12 protein-coding genes are annotated in these 13,699 nt (G+C 67.0%); 6 read left to right on the top strand and 6 right to left on the bottom strand.

Annotated features, from left to right (window positions below):
* Positions 1 to 4: 4 nt before the first annotated feature.
* From NA11_RS04180 to NA11_RS04170, 3 genes are all read right to left on the bottom strand, one after another.
* On the bottom strand, positions 5 to 1,492 hold the full coding sequence (locus NA11_RS04180) for an eCIS core domain-containing protein (RefSeq protein ID WP_167837560.1): 1,488 nt from the start codon (positions 1,490 to 1,492) through the stop codon (positions 5 to 7).
* Between the two features lie 240 nt (positions 1,493 to 1,732).
* Positions 1,733 to 2,287: a hypothetical protein gene (locus NA11_RS04175; RefSeq protein WP_069160374.1), complete on the bottom strand. Its 555-nt coding sequence runs from the start codon at positions 2,285 to 2,287 to the stop codon at positions 1,733 to 1,735.
* 136 nt (positions 2,288 to 2,423) lie between these two features.
* Positions 2,424 to 3,560, bottom strand: coding sequence for an SGNH/GDSL hydrolase family protein (locus tag NA11_RS04170; protein ID WP_084654117.1), 1,137 nt, complete (start codon positions 3,558 to 3,560; stop codon positions 2,424 to 2,426).
* A gap of 439 nt (positions 3,561 to 3,999) precedes the next feature.
* Between NA11_RS04170 and NA11_RS04165 the strand changes: the two genes are divergently transcribed.
* On the top strand, positions 4,000 to 4,905 hold the full coding sequence (locus NA11_RS04165; RefSeq protein WP_084654090.1) for a cutinase family protein: 906 nt from the start codon (positions 4,000 to 4,002) through the stop codon (positions 4,903 to 4,905).
* 72 nt (positions 4,906 to 4,977) lie between these two features.
* Here NA11_RS04165 and NA11_RS04160 read toward each other — a convergent pair whose 3' ends face one another.
* Positions 4,978 to 5,331, bottom strand: a complete 354-nt coding sequence (locus NA11_RS04160; protein WP_069160372.1) for a DUF6221 family protein — start codon at positions 5,329 to 5,331, stop codon at positions 4,978 to 4,980.
* 155 nt (positions 5,332 to 5,486) lie between these two features.
* Here NA11_RS04160 and NA11_RS04155 point away from each other — a divergent pair, with 155 nt between their 5' ends.
* From NA11_RS04155 to NA11_RS04140, 4 genes are all read left to right on the top strand, one after another.
* Positions 5,487 to 7,568 (top strand): HelD family protein, encoded by a 2,082-nt coding sequence (locus tag NA11_RS04155; protein ID WP_069160371.1) that lies wholly within the window; start codon positions 5,487 to 5,489, stop codon positions 7,566 to 7,568.
* A 45-nt stretch (positions 7,569 to 7,613) separates the two neighbouring features.
* A complete protein-coding gene (locus tag NA11_RS04150; RefSeq protein WP_069160370.1) occupies positions 7,614 to 8,420 on the top strand; it encodes a metalloregulator ArsR/SmtB family transcription factor in 807 nt (268 codons plus the stop codon).
* Entirely contained in the window at positions 8,417 to 9,016 is a 600-nt protein-coding gene (locus NA11_RS04145; protein ID WP_069160369.1) for a dihydrofolate reductase family protein, read from the top strand. The genes NA11_RS04150 and NA11_RS04145 overlap by 4 nt, the downstream gene beginning before the upstream one ends.
* A gap of 114 nt (positions 9,017 to 9,130) precedes the next feature.
* Positions 9,131 to 9,733 carry a hypothetical protein gene (locus NA11_RS04140; protein WP_069160445.1) on the top strand — a complete coding sequence of 201 codons (603 nt, stop codon included), beginning with the start codon at positions 9,131 to 9,133 and terminating at the stop codon, positions 9,731 to 9,733.
* Positions 9,734 to 9,737: 4 nt separating this feature from the next.
* Here the strand turns inward: NA11_RS04140 and NA11_RS04135 are convergent, their stop codons facing one another.
* Entirely contained in the window at positions 9,738 to 10,712 is a 975-nt protein-coding gene (locus tag NA11_RS04135) for a ferritin family protein (RefSeq protein ID WP_141717395.1), read from the bottom strand.
* A 294-nt stretch (positions 10,713 to 11,006) separates the two neighbouring features.
* Here NA11_RS04135 and NA11_RS04130 point away from each other — a divergent pair, with 294 nt between their 5' ends.
* Positions 11,007 to 12,491, top strand: a complete 1,485-nt coding sequence (locus NA11_RS04130) for a sugar porter family MFS transporter (RefSeq protein WP_245745714.1) — start codon at positions 11,007 to 11,009, stop codon at positions 12,489 to 12,491.
* 8 nt (positions 12,492 to 12,499) lie between these two features.
* Here the strand turns inward: NA11_RS04130 and NA11_RS04125 are convergent, their stop codons facing one another.
* Positions 12,500 to 13,696 carry a cation:proton antiporter gene (locus tag NA11_RS04125; protein ID WP_069160366.1) on the bottom strand — a complete coding sequence of 399 codons (1,197 nt, stop codon included), beginning with the start codon at positions 13,694 to 13,696 and terminating at the stop codon, positions 12,500 to 12,502.
* Positions 13,697 to 13,699 lie beyond the last annotated feature (3 nt).

Below are 13,699 nucleotides of genomic sequence, written 5' to 3'. Positions count from 1 at the left end.
ACGCCTACGGGATCTTGAATTCCGGGGTCTCGTACGCCTTAGGAACAGGGGGCCCTTCCGTGGGAGGCCCGTATGGGCTTTCCTGAGCACCGGTCGGTGAGCCTGCCGCAGCCTCGATCATCGCTTTGAGCAGCTCCTTCACTCCCGCTTCCTTCCCGTCTTTGTAAGCATCCATCAGTAACTGATGGACCTCGGCGCGGTGGCCGATGCCAAGGCCACTCGCCACCTCGGCTGCGATGCGGGCCAATCCGTTGGCCAGGTCTTGGGTTTGCACGAGTTTGTCCACCTCGGTGACCAGTTCGGTCAGCAGACGCATGAGCACCTCCGGGTCCTGCGGGCGCGGCGGCAACGCTTTCCAGAACCACTCCGGGAGAATGGCCACCTTCCGCCACCCCTCCGCGTCCCATGGCCAGTCCTTCTCTTTGATCCCCGGGGGACGTGGGGTACGCATTAGGTCGACGTCGAGGTGCAGCTGCGGGCCGGTCTGCTTCGGCCGCGCAAGCTGATTCGGCGGCGTGACCTGATTCGGCCGCGTGAGCTGCACGGCCGGAGTGTCCATGTTGTACATGCGGCGCGTGACGGTGATATCGACCTTGCGGAGCATCGGCTCGTCGCGGACCGGACCCTCCGTCGGCGCACCCAGCGAGTAGGCCCCGATCTGCTGCGCGGTGTCGTTGTCGGTGACCAACTGGCGCAACCGATCCCGCACCGCCTCCGCGCGACGTTGACCCAACGCCTTGTTCTCGCCCGCATCGCCGCGGCGATCGGCTTGACCGACCAGCGTGACGAACCCGCCGAATATCAACGGATGAGCATTCAGATCCGCTGCGACGCGCGCGATGATCTCTTGATGCGCATCGGTCAGCTCGGCCGAACCGGTGGCGAACCCGCTCAGCGTTTTCTGGGTGGTCGAGGTGGATATCCCGGTGTCGCCCATGGACATTTGGACGGGTTGACGCCGCAGCACCGGCCCGTGGTCGGTGCCGAGTGAGTGACGCCCACCCGCCGCCGCACCTGCCGCGGCGGCTTCGACCGGAGCATCCGTGTCACCGATCCGCAGCGTCGCCCCGTCCGACGGATCGCGCGCGGATTGTTGCACCACATGGGCGAGTTCGTGGGTCAGGAGCTGCCGACCGTCCTCGGTGCCAGGTCGATATCCGCGCGCATCGAAAACCACGTGCCTGCCCACCGTGTAGGCCTGCGCCGCAACGGCTGCCGCCGATGCCGACGCCTGCGGCCCCGTGTGAATCCGCACGCGGCTGAAGTCAGTGTCGAACTGGGAATTCATCGCGGCCAGTGTTGCGCCGTCGAGCGGCTGGCCCGCATCGCGCAGCACGTCACGCACGATCGGTGGTGCGACAGCCGGGACGGCGGTGAGGTCGATTCCAACTGTCGGCGAAGCGGTTTGCCGGGCCGCCGATGCGCTGTGGTCGCTGTCCGGCCGGCCGCGGGCGATCGAGTTCTCTCGGTTCAGCCAAGTGGACACGTTCATGAGCTGCCTCCGTGCGATTTCGGACACCGGGAGAGGCGAATGCCCGATTCGATCCAAGACGCCTGGCCGCCCCCGCGTCCGGCCCGGCATAGGCGGGCATGGTCCTATTGTCGGCCCCTGCCGTCGCGCGGTAAATGCATCTTCAGATCTATCCGATCGACTCCGAAGATCTGGATCCCTTCGTCGCCGACCGGCTGCCCCGCTGGGTCGACGGCAGCGTCGTCGACTTCACGCAGTGACTTATGTCGGGAGCTTGCCGACGATCTGCTGTGCCGCGATGGTCCATTGCTCGTCCGTCGGCAGCGTCGGCACGTTGCTGCCGACCAGGACGACACTGGTGATGAGCTTGTCGGTGAAAACCCAGGCCTGCGGGAAGTCGCTCTTGGTCTCGATCAGCACGGCCCGCCCGACGCCGGGCACCCGATGGGTGCTCGGCTTGATGAGTCGCGTGATCATCGCGTCGGTGACCGGACCCTCGTGCGGGCGCATGACTTTGATCGTCGCGGTGAACGACAGCGGGCCGCCCTCGGTCAGGTGGTATTTGCAGCTACGACCGGACGAACCATCGGCCCGCTTGGTCTCGGTGTCCTGCCCGGCACCGAGACCGACGCCCGCGAGCGCACTGATCTCCGCCGCGCTGAGCACACACTCGTTCTCGATGGCGTGTTCCTCGAACGGCGCGACCACCGCCGACGGTGCCGCAGCCGAACTGCTCGGCTCCCCTGCCGAACTCGCCGCGTCCTTGCCGCCACACGCTGCGGTCGCCGCGAAAAGGCCAGCGACCAACACCGTCATACCAAGGCGCGCAACACTACCCGCCCCACCTGCTCGCTTCATACCCGTCCTCAGCCCAGTGAGCGATCCGTCCCCACCACCGGAGCCATCCCCGGCAGCCACCCCAGCACCCTAGCAATCCCCCTGTCCCGCATACCTACTGGCGCAGATCTGCTTGGCGCACCGCTGCCGCCATGGCGCGGTAGCCTGCATCGTTCGGGTGCAGGTGGTCGCCGCTGTCGAAGGCGGGGTTCATGCGGTCGGGGTCGGTGGGATCGGCAAGCAGTCTGTCGAAGTCGAGGACGGCGTCGTATTCGCCGGAGCTGCGGATCCAGTCGTTGACGGCGTCACGGGTCGGTTCGCCTGCGCTGGAGTAGGGCGAGCCGAGGTAGGGCAGGATCGTCGCGCCGATTACTCGGAGGCCGCGAGAACGAGCTTGGTCGAGCAGATCACGGAGGCCTGCGATCAGTTGGGCAGTCGAGACCGGCACCGCGGGATCGCCTGCGCCGGGGACATCCCGGCTGAGTCCGATGTCGTTGATGCCTTCGAAGATGATCACGGTGCCGACGCCGGGTTGGTCGAGGACATCGTGGCGGAAGCGGCGTACGCCCGCGTCGCCGAGCGTGGTGGAGTCGACGGTGATGCGGTTGCCGCTGATGCCCGCGTTCAGAATCGGGCGGGCCGCTCCGGCGAAGGCGAGCCGTTCGGCCAGTTCGTCGGGGAATCGGTTGTCGGAGTCCGGCATCGAGCCGACGCCGTCGGTGATCGAGTCGCCGAAGGCGACGACGCCGGCCCGCGGTGGGTAGACGTTCTGCACGTCAACACCGGCCAGGTAGTACCAGGACCGGGTGGTTTCGGTGAAGGCGTCGGCGGTCGGGTCCGCGCGATGATCGCCTTCGGCCCGATACGTAGTGGCGAGTGCTTGCGCGTGCTGGGTCGCCGGACCGGTCGGCTCGGCGAAGTAGAGGGTGATGGTTATCGATTCCAGCGGCGCGAGTGCAAAGGGCACTGGATCTGTCGCGACTTCGGCGCCAGGCGCGATCCGAAATGACGGACTCTCGTCCATAGCGAGGGTGCGCACGGTGTCCAGCAGGATGCTGCCGTTGTGGCCGCTGCGGGCAATGGTTGCCCCGGCAACCTCGAGCGCCGTTGTGCCGTAACGGTTGGTGAGGCGCACCCGCGTGGTTGCTCCGCCGTCGCTGACCCGGACCACTTGTCGCAGTGTCTGATCAGCGAACCCGGCGACCGACCAATTCGGGGTGGCGGTCTTGCTCGGCAAGTGGGGTGCGGTCATCCAGACCGCCGTCCAGTCCACGGGCGCGGGTCCAGTCGCACACCCAATAGCCAGGAGCAGCAACAGCAACGCCGCGAGGGCGCGTGGAATCCGCACGAGAACAGGAGACCATCTCGCGCCGGTTTCCGCTCGGCTGCGTCGAGGCTCATCGCGGCACGCGGGTTGCTGTTAACCAGCGTGCGGGGCAAAGTTCGATCTCATCCGGTAGGTTCCGAAGTCGAGGACTCATCCGCGCCAGGCGCGCCCAGATGAACAACTACGCTCTGGATAGAACAGCATGCGTGGGGGGAACTTTCTGGGACACTGTTCCCATCTGCGGGGACATCCCCGGCGCACGTGGTATCCAACTGAAGAAAAGACAGCCTTCGGCGCTCAACCGGACACCGAGCGCCTTCGCCGACCGGGCACCCGCCCGGCAGTGAGTACACGGAGTACAACGATGTTTTCGCGATGGAAGATCACCGCCGCCTGTGCGGCTGCGACGATGACCGCCGTCCTACCGGTCGGTGTCGCGTCGACCGCGCAGGCCGCTCCTCGGGGTTGCCCCGATATGTATGTTGTCGCGGTTCCCGGAACCTGGGAAACCTCGACCGCCGACCCGGGCAAGGGGATGCTCGCCGCGGTCGCCGACAACTTGCCCGGCGATGTCGAAACCGGCTATGTCGCCTACCCGGCCACCGCTTTCCCTTGGGAAGGCGATGTGTACGGTCGTTCCAAACACGAGGCCGTCGCGAATGCCAGAAACCTGGTCCGTGACGTGGCACAGCGCTGCGACTCCACGCACTTCGCGCTGCTCGGCTACAGCCAGGGCGCGGACGCGGCGGGCGACCTCGCCGCCGAGATCGGCACCGGACTCGGTGTGGTGTCCCCCGACCGGGTCGACCTGGTCGGACTCATCTCCGATCCCCGTCGCTCCCCGACCGACACCCTGATCGGCCCGCCCGTCCCGGGTGCAGGCGCAGGCGGCCCGCGCATCGGCGGCTTCGGCTGGCTCTCGGCGCAGACCTACACCTTCTGTGCCCCTGGCGATCTGTACTGCGCGACCCCTGACGGCGACTACGCCGCCCGGATCGCCGGTTTCTTCGCGCAGATCTCCAACCCGGACCCGGGCCAGCTCGGTTCCTACCAGGCGCAAGCGAACGAACTCATCAGCGACGCCCTCGCGGCGGGCGGGCTCGGCCTGTTGTCCGACCAGCTCAACAACTCGGCGTACGAAGAGCGCAAGAAGCAGGTCGACGACTTCTTGAAGTCCGGCATCCACCAGAGCTACCCGTGGTACTCGGTCGGTGGTGGCGCCACCGCGCTGACCTGGCTGCGCAAGCGCCTGATCGAAGTAAGCAACTAAGAGACACCGACATGGGCCCGGCCGCACGTGCGGCCGGGCCCGCTGCGTCCGAACCGGATTCGCCAGGCGGGCTTACCAGAACCTGCGGCTGCGCCGCGGCGGCGCGGACCATTCCTGCCGATAGTCCGCGTGCCGGGCGTACGGCAGCGCCATCGCCAGCAGGATCTCGCGCGCGAGCCGCTTGGACTGGTCCTCCTTCGAGTCGCCGAAAAGCCATGACATCGCGGAGTCTTCGTCCAGCCAATCCCAGGCGTCCTCCTCGGACTTCTTCTTCCGGTCGCGTTCCAACGCCGCAAGCACCGCACGCTTGGCGGCACACTCGTCGAGGATCCGGCGCCCCGACCAGCCACCGTTGCCCCGATCGGCATGAGCCCCCGTCTCGTCCTCGGCGATGCGGGCGCGGACGAAATCCAGCAGCGATTCCATGACCCAACCGTAGGCTCGATCGCCCGTGCCAGGCATCGGCCGAAGGGAGGATCGGGGGTCATCCGCACCGCCGAAAACCTGTTGGTACGCACCTTGATACCCGCGTAGGGTCGAGCGCTCGACCTCGTCACCCTTCGATATCGGGGACCCTCATCATGAATCAAGCAGACCGTGAATTCGTCGAGCCCGAAATACGTGCGGAGCGTGACTATATGGTCGCCTGCCGTGCCGCACTCGCCCGGATGCGCGGGGAGGTGGAGCGGATGCTGCGCACGGGCGCAGCCGACGGCGATGCCATCGAGGACAAGGTGACCAACACCGCGATGCGCCGGTGGCGGGCCAACCAGGTCGAGGAGCTGTCCGATATCGAGGGCGTTCCTTTGTTTTTCGGCCGCCTGGACTATCCGCCGGACGAGCTGCGCGACAGTCGTTCACCGGCAAGCGATCCCGACCGCGATCGGGTCTACATCGGCCGCCGCGGCGTCAGCGACGAGGCAGGCGAGCTCATGGTCATCGATTGGCGGGCGCCGCTGTCGAGTGCCTTTTATGAAGCGAGCCACCAGGATTCGCGAGGAGTCCGGGTTCGACGCCGGTACGGCTTCGACCGCGACGGCATGCTGAGCGCGTTCGAGGACGAGTCACTCGCGCACCAGATCGCCTCGGCCAGTGGACTCTTGGCCGCGGAGATCGAGCGGCCGCGCAAGGGCCCGATGCGCGATATCGTCGCCACCATCCAGCCGGAGCAGATGAGCCTGGTCCGTGCGCCGATGGAGCGCACGCTGTGCATCCAGGGCGCGCCAGGCACCGGGAAAACCGCTGTCGGCCTGCACCGTTTGGCGTATCTGCTGTTCAGCGAGCGGGAGCGATTACGAACGAGCGGCGGGGTCGCCGTCATCGGCCCCAACCGCTCCTTTCTCGCCTACGTCCGCAACGTGCTGCCCGCGCTCGGCGAGGTGGAGGTCTCCCAGACCACCATCGACGAGCTGATCGATCCGGAGCGCATCGTCGACCGCATCGATGATCCGGATGTGGCACGGATCAAAGGCGATACCCGAATGGCCGAGGTCATCGGCAATCATCTGTGGTCGCGTGTCCAACCGAGCGAGCAGACCTTGGAGGTCAAGCATCAGCATCGCACCTGGCGGCTGTATCCCGAGGAGCTCGCCGACGAACTCGATGCCGTGCGCGGCCGCGGGACCAGCTATCACGCGGGCCTGGAGCTGCTGACCCAGCGCCTGGCCTATCTGGTGCTGCGCCACATGGAGCGGGCCGGGCACTCGACCGGCGCCGATACGCTCCGACAACTCGGTCGCGCCAAGGCAATTCGACACAGCGTCGGCCTGATGTGGCCCAAGGTCGATCCCGCTCGCCTGATCTTCGAACTCCTCACCGACCAGGACCAGCTCGGCCGTGCGGCGGACGGCATCCTGACCGAGGCGGAACAGCAAGCGATGCTGCGCATTCCGCGTCCACGCAGCGTCAAAGCGATGACGTGGAGCAGCCCCGACCTCGCCCTCCTCGATGAGGCCGCGGCGCTGGTCGAGCGGCCCGCCAGGCTCGGCCATATCGTCGTCGACGAAGCCCAGGACCTCAGCGCGATGCAGATCCGCGCGATCGCCCGTCGAGCCGCGGGCTCGTGCACCGTCCTCGGCGACCTGGCCCAGGCCACCGGCCCCGCCGCGGTCCGCGACTGGTCCACCCTGCTCACGCATCTCGACAAGCCCGACGGGAAGATCGAAGAGCTGACGCGCGGCTACCGCGTGCCTGCTCAGATCATCGACTTCGCCGCACGACTGCTGCCGCACATCGCGCCGGAATTGCGCGGCCCCGCCTCGTTTCGGCAGTCCGACGACGCGCTCCGCCTCACCGAAACCGCACCGGCGGAACTGACCGCCGCGGTCGTCAACGCCTGTGCCACCGCTCTTTCCGAGGAAGGGTCCATCGGCCTCATCGCCGCCGACGCGGACATCCCTTGGCTGCAGGACGCACTCATGGAGGCGGGCCTACCGCACACCGTCCTCGGCGCCGAGACGGCGAGCCCCGACACCACTCCCCTCACGCTGGCGCCGGTCACCCTCGCCAAGGGCCTGGAGTTCGACACCGTGGTGGTCGTTGAGCCCGCCCGCATCGCCGAGGCGGAACAGCGTGGCCTGCAACGCCTCTACGTCGCGTTGACCCGAGCCGTCAGCACGCTGCACATCGTGCACGCCGCTGACCTGCCGGAACCGCTCGCTTAAAATATTCCTTGACAAGAATATTCTCAACGGTGAATACTTTGCGACATGGAACAGATCGCATCAGCGCTCGGCGACGGCGCCCGGTGGCGCATCGTCGAGTTGCTCGCCGAGCGGCCGCGCTCCGTCGGTGAGCTCGCTGAGCTGACCGGACTGCGTCAGCCGCAGACCACCAAGCACCTCCAAACCCTCGCTCGCGCAGGGCTTGTCACGGTCTTCCCGCTCGGGCAACGGCGCGTCTATGCCGTCGAGGCGGCACCCTTGCACGACCTCGAACATCGGGTCCGCGGGCTGATCGAGCTCATCGAGGCGCATGCGGACGAGCGCGATGTCGTCGCCAGGTATCGCGCAGCCATCGAAACGGAATCCGCACTCGCGGACCAGGATCGCTGGGCGGACGGACGGACCTTCACGTTCGAACGCGTGCTGGGCACGCCGCCGGAGGTGCTCTGGCGGTACTGGGTCGACCCGGATCTGCTCGCCACCTGGTGGGCGCCGCCGTCGATGACGGTCACCGACTGCGTCCTCGAGCCGACGCCGGGCGGACGCGCCGTCCTCGAGTTCCGCGATGCCGAGCGACGGTATCGCTCCGAAGGACGGGTCAACGCCGCGCAGGAACCCGAGCATCTCGAATTCGACCTCTCGGTGCTCGACCCCGCGGGTGCGGTCGCGTTCACCGGCCGCTACGACCTGACCCTCACCTCGGTCCCGGAAGGCACCCGACTGCACCTGGACCTCAGCATCACCGAGACAACCGTCGAGGCAGTCCCCGCCATCGCCGGAATCGAAACCGGTTGGGGCCAAGTCCTCGACAACCTCGCCGACGCCGTCGGCACCGAAAAGGAAACGTCATGACCAACACCACCGGCCGCAAGGTCACCGCGAACATCGCCATCACCCTCGACGGGCGCTACCACGGACCCGGCGGACCCGGCGACCTCGGCGCCATCGTTCGCTACGCGACCACCGAGGTCGCCCGAAACCATCTCACCCAGATCTGGGACGGCGCGACGACGGCACTGCTCTCCCGGCCCAATGCCGAAGGCTTCCTGGGCTACTGGCCGACTGTCGCCGCGGACGAGAACGCCGATCCCCGCGATCGCGGCTACGCGAAATGGTTGGTCGACACCGAAAAGGTCGTTCTCTCAACCACTTTGACCGAAGCGCCATGGGAGCGCACCCGCGTGGTCAACGCGCCCGCCGCCGATGTCGTTACCGAACTGAAGGCCACCGGAACCGGCAACATCCTCGTCAACACCAGCCCCAGCATCCTGAAACCGCTGCTCGCCGCGGACTTGGTCGACCGGCTGTTCCTCCTGATCACCCCCGAGATCGCCGGCGGCGGGCTGCGACTGTTCGAGGACGGCCTGCCGGGTTCGACATGGACGCTCACACATCAAGAAGTCGGCGAGCTCGGCGAGATCGCCACGATCTACGACCGCGCCCGCTGAGGGTCACGCCCGTTCAGTACCTGAGCCGACCGAAATGGCGACGGGCGCGACGAATTCTGTGGTCGAGTGCCGCTTTTCGAGTTTTCGCGCGACGACCGGGGGGATTCTGGGCTGGTGAAGATTTATGCCGATCGCGCACCTGTCGCCCTTCGTCAAGTCGTCACCGATCTGCTGGTCGCAGCATGGGTGTACGCGACGATCTGGACCGCGCTATGGCTACACGAGCTGGTGGGCAAGCTCGCCGTGCCCGGACAGAAATTGGAGGGCGCAGGCAGCGGGTTGGCCGACAACCTCGGCACCGTCGGCGGCAAGGTAGGGCGGGTTCCGGTGGTCGGCGACGATCTGACCGCGCCGTTCGAGCGGGCCGCCACCGCGGCCCGATCGATGGCCGAGGCCGGGCACGACCAACAGGAGCTCGTGCACCAGCTGGCCCTCGCCCTGGCGATCGGGTCGGTGCTCGTCCCGATCGGGTTGGTCGTGTTCGTCTGGCTGCCGCTTCGCGTGCGCTGGATGCGCCGGGCCGGGGCGGCGGTCGGTCTCCGGGCCGATCCGGCCGGGCAGGATCTGCTCGCGCTGCGCGCGCTCACCCATCAACCGCTGCGCCGGTTGCACCGGATCGACCCGGATGTGGTGACGGCCTGGCGCAACGGCGACGAGGACACGGTGCGCGAGCTGGCCGCGCTGGAGCTGCGCGGCCTCGGCCTGCGCGGGAGCTGACGGGTCAGCTCAGCCGGAGCTGTTTGCGCACGCTCAGGTAGTCGTAGCCGGGGCAGTAGTTGAGCGGGTACACCCATGGCAACCGCTCGGGCATCACCTTGCCGTCGACCTGTGCGAGATGCCGTCGCGCCCGGTCGTGTTCGCCCGCGAGGAAAAGACCTGCGCCGAATAGATGATGCGCCTCCGGCGTCCGAATATGGGCAGTTTCGTCGGCGGCCCAGCGGTCCGCCAACGCGACGAGGTGATCGCGAATCGCCGGGCTCTGAAAGTAACTCGCCAACGGCCAGTCCGCCTCGCTGGCGGCCTCGAGATGCGCAGCGACCACCAACGCCGTCATCGGATCGCCCACCGGCACCCGGTCGGCCAAACTGTCGGCGAACTCCAGCACTTCCCCGTTGCTGCCCAGCCACTTCTCACACAGCACCTGGCCGCGAGAGTAGTTACCCGCGTACAGATTCGGCGTCCGGCGACAAAGCTGCACCCACACGTCGTCGAGCTCGGCGCGGTCGGATTCGAGGCCGAGTCCCAACCACTGCAACGAATCCCACGGCACCGGGTCGCCGGGCAGGAGCTCAGCGGCCCGCATCAGCGGTTCGCGGGCGTCGCCGAGGATCTGCCAGAACTGCTCGAACTGCTCGCGGCTGACGTATTGGGCGCGGCTGGCGCCACGCACCCGCCACCCCTGCCGGATGCGCGTTGTTCCCAGCCACACCGCGAGATCCGGATCATCGGGCGACGATTCGGACAGGCTGGCCAATTCGTCGACGCGGTCCACCGCCGCGTCGCTGACCTCGCTGACCCGCAGGCAGCGCAGTTCCGCATCGTCCCGAGTCTGCGCCAACAGCTGCCGCCCTGCCGCCAGATCACCGGCACGGACCAGCGAGCACGCCACGTCCAGCTCGGGGTCGAGGCAGACCGACCGCGTCACCACCCGCGAATACCGAAGGGACGACGTGAATCTCGTGATGATGTTGGGCACCAAGACTTTCTACCAACTCACGCAGGCGTCGGCCAAACATGCGTGTGTCGTGCACCGGCCGACCACGGCAGCACCGGCGGCCCGTTGCGTAACCATTGTCCGGAAAATGGTGTACGGAAAATAAGCACAAAAAATAAACAGAAAGGTTAGCCAACTCACAAATAACCGCCTTCGATTTGCGCAGCGCGTTCGAACACTGGTCGACTGGAGCGCATGTCTCTCGAGAACACGACAATAAGCAGGCGGAGAAGTTTTATTCCTCGGCTGCGCCGTCGTAACCTCGACGGATACGAAATGGTCATCTCACCGCCGGAAAAGCCGACACGGGATGAAAAGCAGAGCGCCGGGCGAAATGTCGCTATTGTGGCGTTGTTCGCCGCTTTGGGCGGCATGCTCTACGGCTACGACACCGGCATCATCTCCGGCGCGCTCCCCAAGATGTCGGCGCAGTGGGGCATCGACCACACCCGGCAAGAAATCGTGACCGCGGCGATCCTCGCCGGTGCGGTGATCGGCGCGCTGGTCGGCGGCTCGCTGTCGAAGAGGCTCGGGCGCCGCAAGACCATCTTCATCATCGCCTGCGTGTTCGCGGTGGGCGTGGTGGCCTGCGCGCTCGCGGTGGACGCCTGGATGATGACGTTCTGCAGGCTCTTCCTCGGCCTCGCGGTCGGCGCCTGCTCACAGATCGTGCCGACCTACATCGCCGAGTTGGCGCCGCCGCAGCGCCGAGGCGCGATGGTCACGTTCTTCAACATCGCGATCGGGGTCGGCATCTTCCTCGCCAACCTCGTCAGCGTGGTCGCGGCCGCGGGCGACAGTCCCGAGGCGAGCAGCAACTGGCGGTGGATGATCGGGATCGCGGTGTTCCCCGCGCTCGTGCTCGCCGCAGCGATGCTCCAGCTGCCGGAGACACCACGCTGGCTCATCGAGAACGGCACCGTCGGCAAGGCCAGGGTGGTGCTGCGCTGGATGCGGCCCAACCGGACGGCCGCCGTCGAGGAAACCCTGCAGATCTGGGCGATTTCGCAGCAGGAGGACAAGGAGTCGCGTGGCGGCTGGGCGAACCTCACCCAGCGTTGGGCCAGGCCTGCGCTGATCGCCGGACTCGGCATCGCGGCCTTCACCCAGCTGTCCGGGCTGGAGATGATGATCTACTACTCGCACACCATCCTCGGCACCGCCGCAGGCTTCGACGCAGGCCTGGTCGTGTGGTCCGGCCTCGGCATCGCGGCCGTGTATCTGATCTTCACCGCCGTCGGCGAGCGGCTGGTCGACGTGGTCGGGCGCAGGCGCTTGATGCTCACGTTGATTCCCGGCTCGACCGTGTTCCTGTTCGGTTTCGGGTTGATGTTCGTGCTCACCGATCACCCCAACCGATACCTCACCCTTGCCTTGATGCTGGCCTACATGGCCTGCAATGCCGCAGGGCTGCAAGCGGTCGGCTGGTTGCTCGGCTCCGAGCTCTACCCCCTGAGCATCAGGGACCGCGCAACCAGCCTGCACGCCGTGGCGTTATGGGGTTCGAATCTGGTGCTGACGCTGACCGCGCTGTCCACCATCGACGGACTCGGACTCGGTCCGGCATTCGTCATGTATGCCGGATTCAACCTGCTTTCTTTCGTTTTCGTCTACTTCGCCGTGCCCGAAACCAAGGGTCATTCGCTCGAGGACATCGAACAGTCCTTGCGCGACGGGACCTTCCTGCCGCTGCGCGGCAATATCGCCAGCCGAATCGGCTTGCCGGACAACCGGATCACCACCGGTGCGGCCGCCGACTGACCGAACCTTCATTCGCCGACCTCGCTCTTCGGAACGGGCGGTTGACGTTTGACGATCCGGACGACCGGCTCGGCGACGCGCGCCGCGATCGGACCGAGCATCGCCATCAGCAGCACGTACGTCGTTGCCAGGGCCGCGAATTCGTCGGAGACCGCCCCGGCACTGACCGCGAGACCCGCGATCACGATCGAGAACTCACCGCGCGCGACCAAGGCTGTCCCCGCACGGACGCGGCCGAGCGGGGTGGCGCCACCCCGCTTTGCGGCCCACCATCCGGTGGCAACCTTGGTGGCCGTGGTGACGACCGCGAGCAGGACGGCCCACAACAACACCGGCGGAATGCTCGCCGGGTCGGTGCTGAGCCCGAACAGCACGAAGAACAACGCCGCGAACAGGTCTCGCAACGGCTCCAGGATCTTGGTCGCGTCGCGCGCGGTCGAGTCCGACACGGCGATGCCGAGCAGGAATGCGCCGACCGCCGCCGAAACCTGCACGGCCGACGCGACACCGGCCACCAGCAGCGCCGCGCCGAGCACCTTCAACAGGAAGACCTCACGGTCCTTGCTGGCCAGCACCGCCGACACCTGCCTGCCGAAGCGCAGCGCGACGACGAGCACCCCGGTGACCGCGGCCAGCGCGATCCCCAAGGTCTGCAAGCCCGCAACCAAGCCGACCCCGGCGAGCACGGCGGTCAGCACCGGCAGATACCCGGCCATCGCCAGGTCCTCGAACACCAGGATCGACAGGATCGCCGGCGTCTCCCGGTTGCCAAGGCGGCCGAGGTCGTTCAGTACTTTGGCGACGATCCCCGACGAGGAGATGTAGGTGACTCCCGCCATCGCGATGGCACCGGTCGTCCCCCACCCGAGGGCGACCGCAACCAGCACACCCGGTGTCGCGTTGAGCACGATGTCGAGCAGCCCGGCGGGCCAGGATCTTCGCATCCCGGTCACCAATTCCGCAGCGCTGTACTCCAAGCCGAGCAACAGCAGCAGCAACACCACCCCGATTTCGCTGGCCAGGTGGAGAAAGTCGTCCGCATGCCGCAGCTCGACCAACCCACCCGTCCCGAAGACCAGCCCACCGATCAGATACAACGGGATCGGCGACATGCCGATCTTGGCCGCGATCCGGCCGAGCACGCCTAGCCCGAAAAGCACTGCCCCCAGCTGGATCAACGCCAGCGCGGTTCCGCTCTCCCCCATCGC

Source organism: Nocardia altamirensis NBRC 108246 (assembly GCF_001612685.1).
GTDB lineage: Bacteria > Actinomycetota > Actinomycetes > Mycobacteriales > Mycobacteriaceae > Nocardia > Nocardia altamirensis.
Note: the sequence above shows the minus strand (reverse complement) of the source record. Positions and strands in the feature narration are given on the sequence as shown.